Origin of the sequence: Amycolatopsis rhizosphaerae (genome assembly GCF_007713715.1) — a bacterium.
GTDB lineage: Bacteria > Actinomycetota > Actinomycetes > Mycobacteriales > Pseudonocardiaceae > Amycolatopsis_E > Amycolatopsis_E rhizosphaerae.
In genome coordinates this window covers 1-16,461 of sequence record NZ_VJWX01000106.1, presented here as the reverse complement: position 1 = coordinate 16,461, position 16,461 = coordinate 1, and the positions used below count along the sequence as shown (strand labels likewise).

The window sequence follows — 16,461 nt, the reverse complement described above, 5'->3', positions numbered from 1 at the left end:
TCGCTCGACGACTGCGCAGCAACGGCGAGGAACGCACCCTCGACGAGCTACGGGCGGACGTGTTCTCCGATCTGTGCCTGGGCGTGGCCTGCGAGGTGGAGCCGCCGCGGGCGGAAGTGTTCGTATATCTGGATTTCCTGACCTGGACCGGGCTACGCAACGAACCCGCCGAACTCGCCGGACACGGCCCCATCCCCGGAGCGTTGGCCCGCCAGATCGCCCAGAACGCCACCATCCGGCGGGTCATCACCGACCCGATGACCGGCACACCCATCGACGTTGGACGCCACCGCTACCGGCCACCCGCCGCCACCAAAGAACTGGTCCAGGTACGCGACCGAGAATGCCGCGTGCCCGGCTGTCACCGCCCAGTCCAGGCGTGCGACCTCGACCACGTCCAACCCTGGGCCCAAGGCGGCGACACCCACAGCACCAACCTCTGCGGCCTGTGCCGCAGAGACCATCGGTTGAAGGACGAACCCGGCTGGCACCACCGCATGACCGAAACCGGCGTTTTGGAGATCACCACCCCCGCCGGTCGCACCTACCGCAACGAGCCAGAACCCCTCACCACCGCCGCCTGAGCCGATTCGCGAGATCGAATTCCACGGCGAGTCGAGCAGAACCTGCCCTGGTTCGCCGTCGGCCTGGTGGCGAGTATCGGTTCCTTCGCCTTGGTCGGGTACCTGGCCGCGTTCACGTGCGCGACTGTCCGTGCCATCGTGGCACCCGGCCTCGGTCATTGCGGGAGAAGTCCAACAGCACGGGATCACTCCGTGCGCAAGCCCCGCATCAGAAGGTCGAGCATGCGCTGGGCCTGGTCGCGCTGACCGGGTTCGCGGCACACCAGGAACACGCCCAGCAGGCTGGCGACGACGTCCTCGGCGAGCACGTCGTCGCGCAGGGTGCCCGCCGCGGCACCGGCCTCCAGGATGGTGCGGACGGCGGCGCCCAGCTCCTGACGCGCGGCGGCCGCGGTGACGGTGCCGGACGCGATCATCGCGCGCAGGGTTTCCGCCATCTCGTGCTTGATCGCGATGTAGTCGCCGAAGCGATCCATCCAGCGTCGCAGCGCGACGTGCGGGGGGTGGTCGGCCAGCAGTTCGGCCGCGGCGTCGCACAGTCTGGTCCGCTCGGTGCGGTACACGGCCTCGACCAGCACCTCCCGGGTCGGGAAGTGCCGGTACAGCGTGCCGATGCCCACTCCCGCGGCTCGCGCGATCGCCTCCAGGGTCACGTTTTCCCCGGAGGTCGTGAACTCCTGGCGGGCTGCGGCGATGAGCCGTTGCCGGTTGCGCTGCGCGTCGGCACGGCCGGCCTTCGGTGCGCCGTTGACCACGGGCGGGCTCCTCCGATCCTGGTGGCCCGGACGATGCGGAGGAACCTCCGCTTCAGGCCGGTTTCGACTATGCCACCCGAGTCTTCACCAGGCCACCAGGCCGGACGCGCCGAGCCCCGGGCCGCCGCCGTCCTGGCGGATCAGGCGAGATCCGACGAGACGACCGCGGGAAGTTCCCGAAGGTAGTCGAGCAGGGGCTCGATCGCGTCCCCGGGAAGCAGGATGGTGCAGACCATGCTGCTTTCCCTGACCCCTTCGCGGATGTCGACGGACAACTCGTGCACGCTGTGGCCCCGCTGCGCCAGTGCGGCGACGAGGTTCGGGATCTCCTGGACGCCACCGACGAAGTAGGTGGTGATCCGGCGTCGCACGAGAAGCGACGAACGGGACGCGGGAATGTCCAGGGATGTGGTGATGGACATGGTAAATCTCCAGGGAGGGGAAAGCCGGTGGGAACCGGGCCAGGCCCCGAAAGAATGCCGCGTATCTCCGCGGTCGTCGGCACTGCGCGCCGGCAACCTGGATCAGCCGACGCGCCGGGTTACGACTCGCTTGGAGGTCATACGGCGCTGCACGGCGGCAGCTTACCACAGGATGTCGAGCGCCCTGCCGGTGTCGGCCGTGGCACACCAAGTCATGTCGTCGATCACGCAGCGCGTCAGCCGTTCAGGCACCATCGAGGCCGCTGTCTCGCGCGGAACCTACGGTGCCGTAAGTTCGAGCTCGGGGCCGACGAGAGGACGAACGTGACAACACCACTCAGCACCCGGCTACTTCTTGATCTCGAACCCGCGGTCGCCGCGAATCTCGACCGCCACCTCGAGGTGACCAAGGAATGGATGCCGCACGAGTACGTGCCGTGGAGCCGGGGCCGTGACTTCGGCGACCTGGGCGGCCAGGCGTGGGAACTCGGTCAGTCGAGCCTGTCACCCATCGCCAGGACCGCGCTGGAGGTCAATCTCCTCACCGAGGACAACCTGCCCAGCTATCACCGGGAGATCGAGCGCGCGTTCGGACGGGACGGCGCCTGGGGCACCTGGGTGCACCAGTGGACCGCCGAGGAAGGGCGGCACGCCATCTGCATTCGTGACTACCTGCTGGTCACCAGGGGAGTCGATCCCGACGAACTCGAGCGCGCCCGCATGCGGACCATGCAGACCGGCTTCGACACCGGCGACAAGCAGCCGCTCAACGTCTTCGCCTACGTGTCGTTCCAGGAACTGGCGACGCGGATTTCACACCGCAACACCGGCCGGTACACCCAGGACCCGGTCGCCGACAAACTGCTCGCCCGGGTCGCCGCGGACGAGAACCTGCACATGCTCTTCTACCGCAACCTGGTGACCGCGGCACTCGAGATCGAACCCAGCCAGACCCTCCGCGCCATCGCCGACGAGGTGATCGGGTTCCAGATGCCGGGCAGCATCATCCCCGGTTTCGCCCGCAAGGCCGCCTTGATCGCCAAGGCGGGCATCTACGAACTGCGGATCCACCACGACGACGTTGTGTGGCCCCTCTTGCGGCACTGGGGCGTGTTCGATCTCGAGGGTCTGGACGGTGTGGGCGAGAAGGCCCGCGAGGAACTGTCCGCCTTCCTCACCCGCCTCGACACCCAGGCCGCCCGCTTCGAGGAACGTCGCGCGCGTTCGGCGAACCGGCATGCCGTCACGCCGTGAGGGGGCCGGTGCTACTGCTGGGCGGGCGCGATCGATTCGTGTCGCGACCGGCCTGCTGAGGGGAGCGGCTGGCGGAACAGGTTCTCGTACGAGGGCCGGGAGAGGGGGCCATCGTGGTCCTGCGGCTGCTCGGTGGGGAGATGACTGAACAGTTCGTGTGCGAGGTTGTCACTGGCCTGGGCCATGTGAAGAGTCCTTTCGGAAGTGGCGAGCCACGAGCGCCGGGACGAAGCCGTAGTGGGCCGCCCTGGCGTGCGTCGCCGGCAGGGTTCCTGCTTCGTGTACGGCAGAGGCAGCACTGCGCGCACGCGGATGGCGTGCGACCTGACCTGTGAAGAAGAGCCGGCGAACCGTGGCCGGAGAGCCATGCCGACGTGATCGTCGGTGCTCGAATGGCTTCCGCTGCTTCCCACGATACACGGGTGAGCGCCCTTGGCGGGCATACCCTGGTGAGCATGGACTATCGCCCAGGCACCGCACCGACACCGACATTGAGCCGAGGGCTGGCCGGTTACCTGCGGGCGGTGGCCGCTGCCGTCGGGGTACCGCCCGAGGCGACCTCGTTCGAGGTCAGCGATACCGCGACCGCCTACCTGGGGTTGGCAAGGCGGTGGTCCGAACGTCCCGGTGACGATCTGATGCTGGTGTGGAGCGAGCGGCACGGGTGGATGGTCGCGGTGGAGACCGAGCCCGGGCAGGCACCGGTGGAGTTGGCCTACTTCCCGGGTGCGGAGGTGGTCCCGGCGCCGACGGCGGTGGCCGGGTTCGTCGCCGATGTCGTCACCGGGCGGCTGTCCGGCGCTTCCCCACCGGTCTTGCCCGCCCGCGCCGGGCGCCGGGAACTCGCCGCACGCCTCGCGCGGTACGCCTGACCGGTGGCCTGATCCGGCGGTGCCCGCCTCGCGCAGTCGCCCGGCGTCGCGGTTTTCCGCGGGCCGGGCGGTGCGCTTCATCGTGCGGTCTGGCGGTTGAACAGTTTCTTCGCCCACAGGTATCCACCGAGGGCGATGGCGGCGCACCAGCCGAGTGCGATGATTCCGTTGTCGCCGATCGGGGTGCCCATGAGCAGGCCGCGCAGGGTCTCGATGATCGGGGTGAAGGGCTGGTACTGGGCGAACCAGCGGAGCCCGGCGGGCATCGAGTCGGTGGGGACGAAGCCGCTGCCGAGGAACGGCAGGAGCATCAGGGGCATGGGCAGATTGCTCGCGGTTTCGACGCTCTTGCTGGCCTGGCCGAGGGCGACGGAAAGCCAGACGAGCGCGAAGGACACCGCCACGAGGAAACCGGCGGTGGCCAGCCAGGCGCCCGGGCTCGCGGTGGGGCGGAAGCCGACGAGCAGCGCCACGCCGGTCACCACCGCCAGGCCGATGATCGCCTGGATGACGCTGCCGAGGACGTGCCCGGTGAGCACGGAGACGCGTGCGATGGCCATGGTGCGGAACCGGGCGATGATGCCTTCGGTCATGTCCATCGCGACCGAAATCGCCGTTCCCTGGACGGTCGCGGTCACGGTCATCAGGATGATCGCCGGCGCGACGTAGTTGACGTACGCTTCGCGGCCGCCCGCCGGTCCGCCGAGGCCGTTGCCCAGGGTGCCGCCGAACACGAAGACGAACAGCAGCAGGAAGACGATCGGCATCCCGACGAGCATCACCGTCATCGACGGGTAGCGCAGCATGTGCTTGAGGTTGCGGCGCAACATGGTCGCCGAGTCGCGCAGGGCGTAGGTGGTGGTCATCGGGCGGTCACCTTTCGGTTCTCGGACTGGCCGGTGAGGGTGAGGAACACGTCGTCGAGATCAGGGGTGTGCACGGACAGTTCGCCCACCTCGATGGATTCGCGGTCGAGCCGGTCGAGAAGGGCCTTCAGCGTGCGGACGCTGCCGTCGCCGGGCACCCGCAGGGTCAGCGCGTCGGTGTCGGGCGTGGCCTGGCCGAACACTCGCGTGGCGGCTTCCAGGCCGGCGGGATGGGTGAACTGCAGGCGGATGTGGCCGCCGGGGACCTGGCGTTTGAGTTCGGCGGCGCTGCCCTCGGCGACCACGCGTCCGTGGTCGATGACCGCGATCCGGTCGGCGAGTTCGTCGGCCTCCTCCAGGTACTGCGTGGTCAGGAAGATCGTGACCCCGCCGGCGACGAGGTCGCGGACGATCCGCCACAGGCCGCGGCGGCTGCGGGGGTCCAGCCCGGTCGTCGGCTCGTCGAGGAAGATCACCCGCGGATCGCCCACGAGGGTCATGGCGAGGTCGAGCCTGCGCCGCATCCCACCGGAGTAGGTCGAGGCCGGTTTCCCGGCCGCCTCCGCCAGATCGAACCGGTCGAGAAGGTCCTTGGTGCGCCGACGGCGTTCGGCGCGGCCGAGGTGGTGCAGATCCGCCATGAGCGCGAGGTTTTCTTCGCCGGTGAACAGGTTGTCCACCGCGGAGAACTGCCCGGTCACGCCGATCGCGGCGCGGACCGCGTCGGGTTCGGTCACCAGGTCGTGGCCGTCGACGCGGGCGCTGCCCCCGTCGGCACCGAGCAAAGTGGACAGAATGTTGACGATGGTGGTCTTGCCCGCGCCGTTGGGGCCCAGCAGCGCGAAGATCGAGCCTTGCGGGACGTTCAGGTCGATGCCGTCGAGCACCACCTTGTCCCCGAAGGATTTCCGGAGTCCGGTGGCCTCGATGGCGGGCCGGGATGCGGCGGTCATGAGAGATTCCCCTTCGAGAGTCAGGCCCGGCGGACGGTGAGGTCGCCGAACGAGGTTTGGGCGTGTACTTCGACGGTCTGCTCGGACGGCCCGGGCTCCGCGGACACCTGGTCCAGCTTGTTGTCCATTCGGCCGTGCCCGGTGCTCAGGTCGAGCCACGCGGCGACCCCCTCGGCGATGCCGATTTCGATGTCCCCCAAAGCCGTCTTGAGGTTGAGCGAACCGCCCTCGGCTTCGCGCACCTGGATGCCGCCGTGGGAGGTCTTGGCGTCGACGCCCGCACCGGCGTGGCCGATGACGATGTCACCGTTGGCCGAGCGGATCTTCGCCTCGCCCGCGACGGTGGCGACGTCGGTGACGCCGCCGGAGGTCTTGATGACGGCGTTGCCGTCGATCCGGCCGATGCGCACCTTGCCGGTCCCGGTGCTGACGTCCGCGTCGCCCGCGACGGAGCCGATCGTGACGTGGCCCGCCCCGGTGTTCAGGTGCAGCGGGCCGCAGTCTTCGAGCTGGACGTGGCCGGTGCCGCTTTTGAACCGGCACTCGCCGAGTCTTCCGGTGACGCTCAGGTCTCCGACCTGCGTGTGGGCCTGCAGGCGTGAGCCGGCGGGCAGTTCGACGGACACGACCACGGAGCGGGTCTTGCGGGAGAAGTCGAACGGCCCCACCTTGGGTCCGGTGATCAGCAACTCGCCGCCGGTGTACTCGACGCGGATCTGCCGGGCGGTCTTGACATCCGATTCGTCGGACGGGTCGGCCGGGCGCACCTCGACCATGGTGTCGGTCCGGTCGCTCGCCGCGATGTCGACGCGGCCGACGCCGAGTTCGATCGTGACGGAGATGGGGGAGGGTGTGTCGAAAATGGGCATAGTGGTCCCCTCGAAAGGTGTCGGTGGAGTGTTTCCGCTGGTCGCGGACGTGTGAAAGAAGCTGCTAGCGGGCCCAGCCCTGATAGCGCTTCGGGCCGACCTTGCCCGACGGCGGCGAGGGCGGTTTCTGGTCGCGCTGGTGCAGGGCGGCGGAGGCGACGCGCACCAGCCACGCGTTGACCGAGCGCCCTTCCCGGCCCGCTGCCTCTTCGATCGCGGCCTTCAGCTGTTCCGGGAGCCGGAAATTGATCCGCGCGGTCGCGGCCTCCTCCGTGACCGGCGTGGTGTCCACGGGTTCGGCACCCGGCTCGGCCGCCACCGGGTGCGGTGCTTCGGCGGGTGGTGGTGTCACGACGAAGTTCGGTTCGCGTCCGCGCAGGCGCAGTTCGACCGAACCGGGGGCGAGTTCCCGGGTGATCTCGTCGGTGGCGGCCGACAGCGCGTCCAGCAGGGTGAGCCGGATCGACGACTCCAGCGATCCCGCGATCCGTTCGAGCAGTTCCCGGGCCTCGTTACCCCCGCCTTCCGCCAGGGACGCGAAGTCGCGGCCGAGGCCGTCCACATACTTGCTCAAGTCCATGGCGTCATCATGGCGCCACTTGGCGCCATAGTCAAGCGCGAATGGCACCAGATGGCGCCAAGGGGTGGGTGCAAGCAGGACGGTGGGGACACGCAGCCTGGTTCAGGTCGCGCGCAGGTGGTCGCGCAGGGTCCTGGCGACGCGCGCCATCAGGATTTCCGCCTCGGGCTGGACGGCCGCCGGTACCCGGGACTCGGTGAGCGCGGCGACGGCGAACTTCGCGCCGTCGGCGTGCTCGACCACACCGACCTCGTGCCGGAGGTTGAGCAGTGTCCCGGTTTTCGACGACCATTTCGTGGCATCGGAGGCGAAGTCGGGTGCGAGCCGCTGCCGCAGCAGATTGCCCGCCATCAGTTCCCGCACCCGGGCGGACACCCGTTCGTCTATTTCGGACGGTGTCCACAGTGTTTCGAGCAGCGCGGTGAACGCGCGGGCCGATCCGGAGTTGGCGCGGGTGACGTCGAGCTGGGGGACGGGGTGCCCTCGCCCGGCCGTCGTGGCGCCGATGGCGAGGGAGTGCGCGAGGTGCACCTCGGCGGGCTGGAAGCGTGCGGCGGGGGTGTCGAGGAGGTCTCCCAGCGGATGCCGCACGGTGATCCCGGAGAGCCCCCAGCCCCGCAGTATCCGGGAGACCTCGGCGGGCGGGGTCAGGGCGAACAGCGCGTCGGACGCGGTCCCGTCGCTGATCGCCATCGTCAGGTACAGCAGGTCGTCGAGCGCGATGCGGGCGGGATGCCGGAACCGGGTCAGTCCGGTCGGCCCGGGCGCGGTGACCCGGCCGGGCCGGACGTCGATCGGGGTCGAGCCGTCGAGTTCGCCTCGGCGGATCCGCTCCAGGGTGGCCGCGGCGAGCGGGATCTTGACCAGCGAAGCGCTCGGGAACTCCAGGTCCGGGTCGATGCCGATCTCGTGCCCGGTCCGCAGGTCGCGGACCAGGAACGAGCCGCGCAGCCCGCCGTCGTCCAGCTCGTCCTTCAGCCGCAGGAGCAGTGCCTCGGTGTTCACCGGGCTTCCCCGGGGTCCGAGGCGCCGAGGCAGCGCGCGATGCCCGCCCACAGCTGCGTGCGGAGACGGTGGGCGTCGTCGCCCAGCCCGGCCACGACGTCGAAGCCGCGCGCGAGCCGGATCTCTCCGATCGGCCGCCACGCCAGGCCGAGTTCCCGGGCCTGCTCCGCCGAGCACAGCAGCAGATCCGCCGAGCACAGCACGCCACCGGCAGCGGAACTGAGCGAATCGGCGACGGCGACCTGCGCGGGCCGCAGCCCCACCGAATCGCGGATGCGGAACATCCGGTCACGGATGGGGGGAACGTCGTCCTCCGGCTGGATCCACACCCGGCGGGCCGGGCGGCCCGAACGGCCGGGGCGCAGGGACTCCAGGTGGATCACGGTGGCTTCAGGCTCGACCGCGCTCGCCAGTCCGAGTGGGAGGGTCCAGGTGCCCTCGTCGGCGGGGACCGCCACGAGGGCGGCGCGCACCTCGTGGGTGCGCACGAGTTCGGCCCGTTCGCCCGGCGGGGCGAGCCGGAATTCGAGGAAGAGGTCGAGGGCGCGGGCCTCGGCGTCGAGTTCGGCGAGCCTGCGGGTCGGGCAGATGTCCGGCACCGCGAGCCGCAACGGGCGCAGCTTGGCCCGCTTCGCGTCGTGCTCCATCGCGTCGGCCAGCCGCACGAGGCGCTTGGCCGTGGGCAGCATGTCGCGTCCGAACGGGGTGAGCAGCGCCCTGCGGGTGGACCGGTCGAACAGCCGCTCCCCGAGGTGACGTTCCAGCGCCGCGATGCGGCGGCTCGCGACGGGCTGGGGGATGCGGGCGAGGGCGGCGCCCGCGGTGAAACTCCCGGTCTCGCTGACGCTCACGAACGCCCGGCAACCGCCGATCAGGTCCACGACCACACCTTATGCCATTTCGGCATCGAACCGTCCCAATCCGTCTTGGACAGCATGATCGGTCCCGGCGAGACTGCGCTTACCCGTCGATCTCGCAAAGGAAAACTCGCGTGTCCGTGCACTTCCCCCGAAACGTCCTGGCGGCCGTCGCCGCGCTGGCGATCGCTTCGCTCGCCGCGTGCGCCGCCCCCGCGCCCGCCCCGGCACCGGCCGCCACCTCGACCGCTGCCCCGGCGGCCGTGCAACCCGCCGCCGGGCAGCAGGACTTCGAGCGGCTCGAACGGACCTTCGGCGCCCGGCTCGGGGTGTACGCGGTGGACACCGGGACCGGCCGGGAGGTCGCCTTCCGGGCCGGCGAGCGGTTCGCCTACGCCTCCACGCACAAGGTGTTCAGCGCCGGTGCCATCCTGCAGCGGACTCCGGTGGAGGGGCTGGACCGGACCGTGATGTTCGGCCAGGGCGACGTCGTGTCCTATTCACCCATCACGCAGAAGTACGCCGGTACCGGGATGCCGCTGCGCGCGGTGCTGGACGCGGCCCTCCGCTACAGCGACAACACCGCCGCCAACCTGATGTTCCGCGAACTCGGCGGGCCCGCCGGGCTGACCGACGCGCTGCGCGCCATCGGGGACACGACCACCAGCCCCGACCGGATCGAACCCGCGCTCAACGAGGCCGTCCCGGGCGACCCCCGCGACACCAGCACGCCGCGCGCCATGGCGGCCGACCTGCGTGCGTTCACCCTCGGCACCGCTCTGCCCGAGGACAGGCGAGCCGTGCTCGTCGGCATGATGCGCGCCAACACCACCGGCGCCACGCTCATCCGGGCGGGCGTGCCCGCGGACTGGCAGGTCGCCGACAAGACGGGAGCCGCCTCGTACGGGACGCGCAACGACATCGCGGTGGTCTGGCCACCGCAGCGGGCGCCGATCGTGCTCGTGGTCCTGTCCGACCGGCAGGCGAAGGACGCCGCCTACGACGACAAGCTCATCGCCCAGGCCGCGACCTCCGCCGTCGCCGCCCTCCGCTGAACCGCCTTCCGCTGGGCACCGTGAGGGGTCCCCGCACGGTCGTATCGACCTGGGCCCCGGCAAAGTCGCGGTGTTGGCCGTGAAGGGTCCCTTCACAGTCGATATGACTGTGAAGGGACCCTTCACGGCTTGCCCCAGTCCCTCCGGCCGGGAGTGAGGGGCCTGCAAAGGGGGGTTGCGGATTGCCGTGAGGGGACCCCTCACAGTCCGCCCCAGGCCACGGCCGCCCGGCGCCTGGTCCCCTACGGGCGAGCAGTACCCGTCCGGGTGACCTTTAGGCTGTACTTCGATGCGTATCACTGTGTTTCGACGATTGATGGCCGAGGAGTTCGGCCCGGGACGTGCCGAGGTACTGGCGAAGGACCACGTCTTCAGCTCGCTGGGCGGACGGACCGTCGAGCAGGCGCTCGAGGCGGGGATCCCGGCCAAGGAGATCTGGCGTGAGGTCTGCGTCGAGTTCGAGGTACCCGCCGAGCGCCGGTGAGAAAAACCGCCCGGGAGGGTGTGTCGCTCCTTGCGTCGAACACCTGTTCGGCTATCGTGTTGTCCACATACGGGCCGCCATCCACAGCTCGGCCGCCGGGATCTGGAATTGTCGGCCCCCGCCCGTAGTGTCGGGCCCAACAGCTCAAAACCGGTAACCAAGCCCACAGGCTCCGACCAGCGAGGTGGATTCCCATGGCTGCAGCAGCACCCGACAAGGGCAAGGCGCTCGAGCTCGCGCTCGCGCAGATCGACAAGCAGTACGGCAAGGGATCGGTGATGCGCCTCGGCGACGAGGGCCGTGCGCCGATCGAGGTGATTCCCACCGGCGCGATCGCGCTGGACATCGCGCTCGGCATCGGCGGCCTGCCCCGCGGCCGCATCGTGGAGATCTACGGCCCGGAATCCTCCGGTAAGACCACCGTCGCCCTGCACGCGGTGGCCAACGCGCAGCGGGCGGGCGGGATCGCCGCCTTCATCGATGCCGAGCACGCGCTCGACCCGGAGTACGCCAAGAACCTCGGGGTCGACACCGACGCACTGCTCGTCTCCCAGCCGGACACCGGTGAGCAGGCGCTGGAGATCGCCGACATGCTGATCCGCTCCGGCGCGCTCGACATCCTGGTGATCGACTCGGTGGCCGCGCTGGTGCCCCGCGCCGAAATCGAGGGTGAGATGGGCGATTCGCATGTGGGCCTGCAGGCCCGCCTGATGAGCCAGGCACTGCGGAAGATCACCGGTGCGCTGTCCAACTCGGGCACCACCGCCATCTTCATCAACCAGCTGCGCGAGAAGGTCGGCGTCATGTTCGGCTCCCCGGAGACCACCACCGGTGGTAAGGCGCTGAAGTTCTACGCCTCGGTCCGGCTCGACGTCCGCCGCATCGAGACCCTCAAGGACAGCGGTGAGGCCGTCGGTAACCGCACCCGGGTCAAGGTGGTGAAGAACAAGGTCGCGCCGCCGTTCAAGCAGGCCGAGTTCGACATCCTCTACGGCCAGGGTGTCTCCCGCGAGGGCTCGCTGATCGACATGGGGGTGGACCAGGGCATCGTGCGCAAGTCCGGCGCCTGGTACACCTACGAGGGCGACCAGCTCGGCCAGGGCAAGGAGAACGCGCGGAAGTTCCTGCGCGACAACCCGGACATCGCCAACGAGATCGAGAAGCGGATCAAGGAAAAGCTCGGTATCGGTGCGCAGGTGGACAACGAGGAGGCCGCTCCCGCCCCGGTCGACTTCTAGGGACCCGTGGTCGGCGGCCCACCCGAACGGCTCCGCCGCCGGCAATGCGATGCCCGTGGGGAGTGATCGAGGAGGGGTATGGCCAGGGTTGATCCGTCGGAGCTGCCGCCGGAAGTGGCGTGGGGGAAGGCGAAGGAGCTCTGCTTCGACCTCCTGGCAGTCCGGGCCCGGACGAAGGAGGAGCTCCGGCAGGCCCTGAAACGCCGGGGGTTCGACGAGGAACTCCGCGAACGCCTGCTCGGCAAGCTCGACAGCTCCGGACTGGTGGACGACGCGGCGTTCGCCGAGCAGTGGGTGCGGTCCCGGCACACCTACCAGGGGTTGGCGCGCAGCGCACTGGTCGCGGAACTCAGGCGCAAGGGGGTCGACGGGGAGGTCGCCGCGCAGGCGGCGGGGGAGATCGACCGGGATTCCGAAGAGCAGCGAGCCCGGGAGCTGGTGCGCAAGCGCCTCCGGTCGATGACGGCGCTCGACGAGCAGACCGCGACGCGGCGACTGCTCGGCACGCTCGCTCGCAAGGGCTATCCGCAGGGCCTGGCGTACGCGGTGGTCCGGGACGAGCTGAAGAACGCCGGTGCCGAGTCCACCCTCCTCGACGAGGTCACCGGCGACTGAGCCACTCGTCACGGCGAGTGGCACCGGTCATTCCACGGCGACGGCGGTGCCGTCAGCACCGAGCCGCCCTGTCCGCAGTGCCGGGCCGAGCGGTTCCCGGACCCACCAGGCGCCCGTTTCCCGCCGTTCCCGCGGGGTGGTGAACCGGTAGCGGAACAGCCGCGCGCGCAGGAAGGTCGGCCGCCGGCCGTCGAACGGATCGTGCCGCAGCAGTTTCAGCGTCGGCCGGTCGGCGGCCAGGAGCTTCTCGGCGAGGGGCTGCAACCACGCATCGCTGTACCGAGAGGACAAGGAGGCGAACCACATCAGCCAGTCCAACCGCAGGTGATATGGCGCGATCTGCGGTGGGCGGCGCCGGGGATCGCCCGGCTTGCCCTTGAACTCGTACTCCCGCCACACGGTGTCCGGGGTCAGTTCCGGCTCGTCGGTCGCCTCGATGACGACTTCGTGCCGGATCTTGGTGATGCTGCCGAAGGCGCCGTAGGTGTTCACCAGGTGCAGCCGGTCGAAGCTGTAGTTCATCAGCTGGCTGCGGGAGATCAGGTTCCTGGCGGGGCGATAACTCAGCGCCAGCACGAGCGCGGTTACCGCGAGCACCACGATCCGGTACCACAGCGGCGGTTCCGCCAGCGCCGGAACCGGGAACCGCAGCCAGTGACTGTCCAAAGCGGACACCGCGAGGGTGATGGTCAGCACGTTGAGCCAGGAGAAGTTCCCGCTGATCACCAGCCAGCCCTGGGTGACGATCATGATCGCCGCGGCGGCGCTCGCCGCCGGCTGCGGGGCGAACAGGGCGAACGGCACGATCAGCTGGGTGCCGTGGCTGGCCAGCACCTCGATCTTGTGCAGCGGCTTGGGCAGGTGATGGAAGTACCAGCTGAGCGGTCCCGGCATCGGCTGGGTTTCGTGGTGGTAGTACAGACAGGTCAGATCCCGCCAGCACCGGTCCCCGCGCATCTTGATCATGCCTGCGCCGAATTCCAGGCGGAACAGCAGCCACAGCAGCAACCACAGCAGCGGCACCGGCGGCGCCATACCCGCAGGCCCGAGGAAGATCGCCAGAAAACCGGCCTCCAGTAGAAGGGACTCCCAGCCGAACGAATACCAGATCTGCCCGACGTTGACGATCGACTGGTACAGCACCCAGGGCAGCGCCCACACCAGCATCGACACCCACACCGGCGCGCTGTCGCAGACACCGAACACCAGTGCCGCCGACACCGCCGCGCCGCCCCAGGCCAGCATGGCGAAAAACCGGTCCGAATAGTGGAAGTGGAACAGGCTGGGGGCCCGCCGGAACGGGGTCCGGCGGAGGTAGGCCGGGATCGGCAGCAGGCCGTGCGTCCCGAGCAGGGCGCGGAACTGGTTGGCCGCGACCACGAAGGCGATGACGTAGATCGCGGCGAGCATCCGCTGGAACGCCAGCCTGGACGCCCAGTAATCAGGATCGGTGAACCAGCCCCAGCTCACGGGCAGCCTCCCCGGTAGCGCGCGATCGCCAACAGGGTACTGCGCGCCACCGGGTCGTGCCGGTTCACGCCAGTGCCGATGCCTCCCTGGCGAGCGCCGTGATCCGGGAGAAGTCCTTGGCCGCCAAGGCGTCCCCGGGGGTCAGCCAGGAACCGCCGACGCAGCCCACAGTGGACAGGGCGAGATACCGGGGCGCACTTTCCGGGGTGATGCCGCCGGTGGGGCAGAACCGCAACCCCGGCAGCGGCCCGGCGATCGCCTTCAGGAACGCCACCCCGCCGCTGGGCTCGGCGGGAAAGAACTTCAGCGCGGTGAGTCCCCGCTCCGCCAGCCGCATCGCCTCGGACACCGTGCCCGCCCCGGGCAGGAACGGCAGCCCGGTGTCGAAGGCCGCGTCGAGCAGGCGATCGGTGCAGCCCGGGGTGACCAGGAACCGGGCGCCCGCGGCGGCGGCCTGCTTGGCCTGCTCGGCGGTGGTGACGGTGCCCGCACCGATGACGATCTCCGGCACCTCCGCCGCCACCCGCTCGATGGCGCCGAGGGCGGCCGGGGTCCGCAGCGTCAGCTCGATCACGCCGATGCCGCCGTCGAGCAGTGCCCGTGCGACCGGGACCGCGTCGGCCGCGTCGTCCACCACCACGACCGGCATGACGGGGGAGAGATCCAGCAGTGCGTCTCCGCTGTGCACCAAAGCCTCCTCAAACTCGTGCCGGGGCACCGAAGTGGCCCGGGGTCATCGATCCGAACACACTCGCGCCCTGGTCGGCGGGGCCGACGGCACGGCGGAGCGCGGTGAACAGTTCGCGGCCGGTGCCGGTCCAGGACGCCTCGTCGGCCGGGCCGTCCCGGAGCGGCCGCCGGGCCAGTTCGGTTGCCTCGACCAGGACGTCGAGACGGCCCGTGGTGGCGTCGAGCACCACCTCGTCACCGTCTTCGATGCGGGCGAGCGGACCACCGGCGGCGGCCTCCGGGGTGAGCTGGATGGCGGCGGGCACCTTGCCCGAGGCGCCGGACATCCGTCCGTCGGTGATCAGCGCGATCCGGTGTCCCCGGTCCATCAGGGCGCCGAGCGCGGGCGTGAGGCCGTGCAACTCCGGCATCCCGTTCGCCCGCGGGCCCTGGTGGCGGATCACCACGACGACATCGCGGTCCAGCTCACCGGCCCGGAAGGCATCGAGGAAGCCCTGCTGACCGGTGAACACCCGGGCGGGGGCACGGACCACGCGGTGCTCGTGCGCCACCGCGGACACCTTGATCACCGCGCGGCCGAGGTTGCCGCTGAGCATCCGCAGCCCGCCGTCGGGAGCGAAGGGTGCCCCGGCGGGGCGCAGCACGGTCTCGTCGAGGCTTCGGGTGGGGACTTCGCGCCAGGTGAGGCGATCGCCGTCGAGCACCGGTTCGCGGCGGTAGCGGTGCAGGCCGTCCCCGGCGACGGTCCGCACGTCCTCGTGCAGCAGCCCGGCGTCGAGCAGGGTGCCGATCAGGAACTGGACCCCGCCTGCCGCGTGGAAGTGGTTGATGTCGGCGCTGCCGTTCGGATAGACGCTGGCCAGCAGCGGCACGACCGAGGACAGGTCGGCGAAGTCGTCCCAGGTGAGCTGGATGCCGGCCGCGGCCGCGATCGCCACCAGGTGCATGGTGTGGTTGGTGGAGCCGCCGGTGGCCAGCAGCGACACCACGCCGTTGACCACGGACCGCTCGCTCACCACCGCGCCCACCGGCGTGTATTCGTCCTCGCGGGAGAGGGCCACGACCCGGCGGGCGGCCTCCTCGGTGAGCGCGCGCCGCAGCGGGGTGCCGGGCGGGACGAAACTGGCGCCGGGCAGGTGCAGGCCCATCACCTCGACGACCAGTTGGTTGGAGTTGGCCGTGCCGTAGAAGGTGCAGGTCCCGGCCGAGTGGTAGGACGCCGACTCGGCTTCGAGGAGCTCCTCGCGGGTGGCGCGGCCTTCGGCGAAGAGCTGGCGGACGCGGGCCTTCTCCTTGTTGGGCAGGCCCGAGGCCATCGGCCCGGCGGGCACCAGGATGGCGGGCAGGTGGCCGAAGGACAGCGCGCCGATCAGCAGCCCGGGGACGATCTTGTCGCAGACCCCGAGCAGCAGCGCCCCGTCGAACATCTCGTGGGACAGGGCGATGCCGGTGGCCATCGCGATCACTTCGCGGCTGAACAGCGACAGTTCCATCCCGTCGCGGCCCTGGGTGATGCCGTCGCACATGGCGGGGACACCGCCGGCGAACTGCGCGACGCCGCCCGCCTCACGCGCCGCGGCCTTGATCCACTCCGGGTACTCGTGCAGCGGCTGGTGGGCCGACAACAGGTCGTTGTAGGCCGAGATGATCGCGATACCGGGCTTGCGCAGGCCCGAGAGGGCGAGCCGGTCGGTGCCGGAGCACGCGGCGAAGCCGTGGGCCAGGTTGCCGCAGGCGAGACCGGCCCGTGCGGGGCCGGTGGACCGTGCTCCGGCGATGCGGTCCAGATAGGCCGAACGGCTTGCCGCGCTGCGATGCGCTATGCGGCGGGTGACTTCCTCGACGACGGGGTGGACGGGGACTGGGGGCACGGATACCGCCTTGATCACGGG

General features: G+C 70.2%; 19 protein-coding genes. 7 read left to right on the top strand and 12 right to left on the bottom strand.

The window, feature by feature from the left end:
- Window positions 1-584: HNH endonuclease (locus tag FNH05_RS13380; protein WP_144587977.1), on the top strand; the 584-nt coding region annotated here is incomplete at its 5' end.
- A 185-nt stretch (window positions 585-769) separates the two neighbouring features.
- Here FNH05_RS13380 and FNH05_RS13375 read toward each other — a convergent pair.
- Complete coding sequence (locus FNH05_RS13375; RefSeq protein ID WP_144587975.1) at window positions 770-1,339, bottom strand: TetR/AcrR family transcriptional regulator; 570 nt, start codon at window positions 1,337-1,339, stop codon at window positions 770-772.
- Window positions 1,340-1,479: 140 nt separating this feature from the next.
- Window positions 1,480-1,761: a hypothetical protein gene (locus tag FNH05_RS13370; RefSeq protein WP_144587973.1), complete on the bottom strand. Its 282-nt coding sequence runs from the start codon at window positions 1,759-1,761 to the stop codon at window positions 1,480-1,482.
- A gap of 324 nt (window positions 1,762-2,085) precedes the next feature.
- On the opposite strand from FNH05_RS13370, the gene FNH05_RS13365 reads away from it, so the two are divergent.
- Window positions 2,086-3,015, top strand: coding sequence for an acyl-ACP desaturase (locus FNH05_RS13365; protein ID WP_144587971.1), 930 nt, complete (start codon window positions 2,086-2,088; stop codon window positions 3,013-3,015).
- 11 nt (window positions 3,016-3,026) lie between these two features.
- On the opposite strand, the gene FNH05_RS38025 is transcribed toward FNH05_RS13365, so the two are convergent.
- The gene (locus FNH05_RS38025) at window positions 3,027-3,200 is read right to left on the bottom strand and encodes a hypothetical protein (RefSeq protein WP_186382522.1); all 174 of its coding nucleotides are present in this window, start codon (window positions 3,198-3,200) and stop codon (window positions 3,027-3,029) included.
- Between the two features lie 270 nt (window positions 3,201-3,470).
- Here FNH05_RS38025 and FNH05_RS13360 point away from each other — a divergent pair, with 270 nt between their 5' ends.
- Window positions 3,471-3,887, top strand: a complete 417-nt coding sequence (locus tag FNH05_RS13360; RefSeq protein ID WP_144587969.1) for a DUF6292 family protein — start codon at window positions 3,471-3,473, stop codon at window positions 3,885-3,887.
- Window positions 3,888-3,964: 77 nt separating this feature from the next.
- Here FNH05_RS13360 and FNH05_RS13355 read toward each other — a convergent pair whose 3' ends face one another.
- From FNH05_RS13355 to FNH05_RS13330, 6 genes are all read right to left on the bottom strand, one after another.
- Window positions 3,965-4,753 carry an ABC transporter permease gene (locus FNH05_RS13355; RefSeq protein ID WP_144587967.1) on the bottom strand — a complete coding sequence of 263 codons (789 nt, stop codon included), beginning with the start codon at window positions 4,751-4,753 and terminating at the stop codon, window positions 3,965-3,967.
- A complete protein-coding gene (locus FNH05_RS13350; protein ID WP_144587965.1) occupies window positions 4,750-5,706 on the bottom strand; it encodes an ATP-binding cassette domain-containing protein in 957 nt (318 codons plus the stop codon). Before FNH05_RS13350 ends, FNH05_RS13355 begins: the two co-directional genes overlap by 4 nt.
- Before the next feature lie 20 nt (window positions 5,707-5,726).
- On the bottom strand, window positions 5,727-6,575 hold the full coding sequence (locus FNH05_RS13345) for a DUF4097 family beta strand repeat-containing protein (RefSeq protein ID WP_144587963.1): 849 nt from the start codon (window positions 6,573-6,575) through the stop codon (window positions 5,727-5,729).
- A gap of 64 nt (window positions 6,576-6,639) precedes the next feature.
- Window positions 6,640-7,155 carry a hypothetical protein gene (locus tag FNH05_RS13340; protein WP_144587961.1) on the bottom strand — a complete coding sequence of 172 codons (516 nt, stop codon included), beginning with the start codon at window positions 7,153-7,155 and terminating at the stop codon, window positions 6,640-6,642.
- Between the two features lie 102 nt (window positions 7,156-7,257).
- A complete protein-coding gene (locus FNH05_RS13335; RefSeq protein WP_144587959.1) occupies window positions 7,258-8,160 on the bottom strand; it encodes a serine hydrolase in 903 nt (300 codons plus the stop codon).
- Entirely contained in the window at window positions 8,157-9,047 is an 891-nt protein-coding gene (locus FNH05_RS13330; RefSeq protein WP_222426602.1) for a LysR family transcriptional regulator, read from the bottom strand. Before FNH05_RS13330 ends, FNH05_RS13335 begins: the two co-directional genes overlap by 4 nt.
- Before the next feature lie 110 nt (window positions 9,048-9,157).
- Between FNH05_RS13330 and bla the strand changes: the two genes are divergently transcribed.
- The 4 genes from bla to FNH05_RS13310 all read left to right on the top strand — a co-directional run bounded on the left by bla (window position 9,158) and on the right by FNH05_RS13310 (window position 12,409).
- Window positions 9,158-10,072: a class A beta-lactamase gene (bla, locus tag FNH05_RS13325; RefSeq protein ID WP_246127706.1), complete on the top strand. Its 915-nt coding sequence runs from the start codon at window positions 9,158-9,160 to the stop codon at window positions 10,070-10,072.
- 289 nt (window positions 10,073-10,361) lie between these two features.
- Window positions 10,362-10,556 carry a DUF3046 domain-containing protein gene (locus FNH05_RS13320; protein ID WP_144587953.1) on the top strand — a complete coding sequence of 65 codons (195 nt, stop codon included), beginning with the start codon at window positions 10,362-10,364 and terminating at the stop codon, window positions 10,554-10,556.
- 194 nt (window positions 10,557-10,750) lie between these two features.
- The gene (gene recA / locus FNH05_RS13315) at window positions 10,751-11,794 is read left to right on the top strand and encodes a recombinase RecA (RefSeq protein ID WP_144587951.1); all 1,044 of its coding nucleotides are present in this window, start codon (window positions 10,751-10,753) and stop codon (window positions 11,792-11,794) included.
- 78 nt (window positions 11,795-11,872) lie between these two features.
- Window positions 11,873-12,409 carry a regulatory protein RecX gene (locus tag FNH05_RS13310; RefSeq protein WP_144587949.1) on the top strand — a complete coding sequence of 179 codons (537 nt, stop codon included), beginning with the start codon at window positions 11,873-11,875 and terminating at the stop codon, window positions 12,407-12,409.
- Window positions 12,410-12,436: 27 nt separating this feature from the next.
- Here the strand turns inward: FNH05_RS13310 and FNH05_RS13305 are convergent, their stop codons facing one another.
- The 3 genes from FNH05_RS13305 to edd form a co-directional block, all read right to left on the bottom strand.
- Entirely contained in the window at window positions 12,437-13,879 is a 1,443-nt protein-coding gene (locus FNH05_RS13305; protein WP_144587947.1) for a lipase maturation factor family protein, read from the bottom strand.
- Window positions 13,880-13,943: 64 nt separating this feature from the next.
- Window positions 13,944-14,567, bottom strand: coding sequence for a bifunctional 4-hydroxy-2-oxoglutarate aldolase/2-dehydro-3-deoxy-phosphogluconate aldolase (gene eda, locus FNH05_RS13300; RefSeq protein ID WP_144587945.1), 624 nt, complete (start codon window positions 14,565-14,567; stop codon window positions 13,944-13,946).
- A 10-nt stretch (window positions 14,568-14,577) separates the two neighbouring features.
- The gene (edd, locus tag FNH05_RS13295; protein WP_144587943.1) at window positions 14,578-16,440 is read right to left on the bottom strand and encodes a phosphogluconate dehydratase; all 1,863 of its coding nucleotides are present in this window, start codon (window positions 16,438-16,440) and stop codon (window positions 14,578-14,580) included.
- Between the last annotated feature and the right edge of the window lie 21 nt (window positions 16,441-16,461).

Bases quoted from the DNA above. Each gene is read 5' to 3' on its own strand.
- FNH05_RS13370 (WP_144587973.1), bottom strand. From the start codon at position 1,761: ATGTCCATCACCACATCCCTGGACATTCCCGCGTCCCGTTCGTCGCTT.
- FNH05_RS38025 (WP_186382522.1), bottom strand. From the start codon at position 3,200: ATGGCCCAGGCCAGTGACAACCTCGCACACGAACTGTTCAGTCATCTC.
- FNH05_RS13360 (WP_144587969.1), top strand. From the start codon at position 3,471: ATGGACTATCGCCCAGGCACCGCACCGACACCGACATTGAGCCGAGGG.
- FNH05_RS13355 (WP_144587967.1), bottom strand. From the start codon at position 4,753: ATGACCACCACCTACGCCCTGCGCGACTCGGCGACCATGTTGCGCCGC.
- FNH05_RS13350 (WP_144587965.1), bottom strand. From the start codon at position 5,706: ATGACCGCCGCATCCCGGCCCGCCATCGAGGCCACCGGACTCCGGAAA.
- FNH05_RS13345 (WP_144587963.1), bottom strand. From the start codon at position 6,575: ATGCCCATTTTCGACACACCCTCCCCCATCTCCGTCACGATCGAACTC.
- FNH05_RS13340 (WP_144587961.1), bottom strand. From the start codon at position 7,155: ATGGACTTGAGCAAGTATGTGGACGGCCTCGGCCGCGACTTCGCGTCC.
- FNH05_RS13320 (WP_144587953.1), top strand. From the start codon at position 10,362: ATGCGTATCACTGTGTTTCGACGATTGATGGCCGAGGAGTTCGGCCCG.
- recA (WP_144587951.1), top strand. From the start codon at position 10,751: ATGGCTGCAGCAGCACCCGACAAGGGCAAGGCGCTCGAGCTCGCGCTC.
- FNH05_RS13310 (WP_144587949.1), top strand. From the start codon at position 11,873: ATGGCCAGGGTTGATCCGTCGGAGCTGCCGCCGGAAGTGGCGTGGGGG.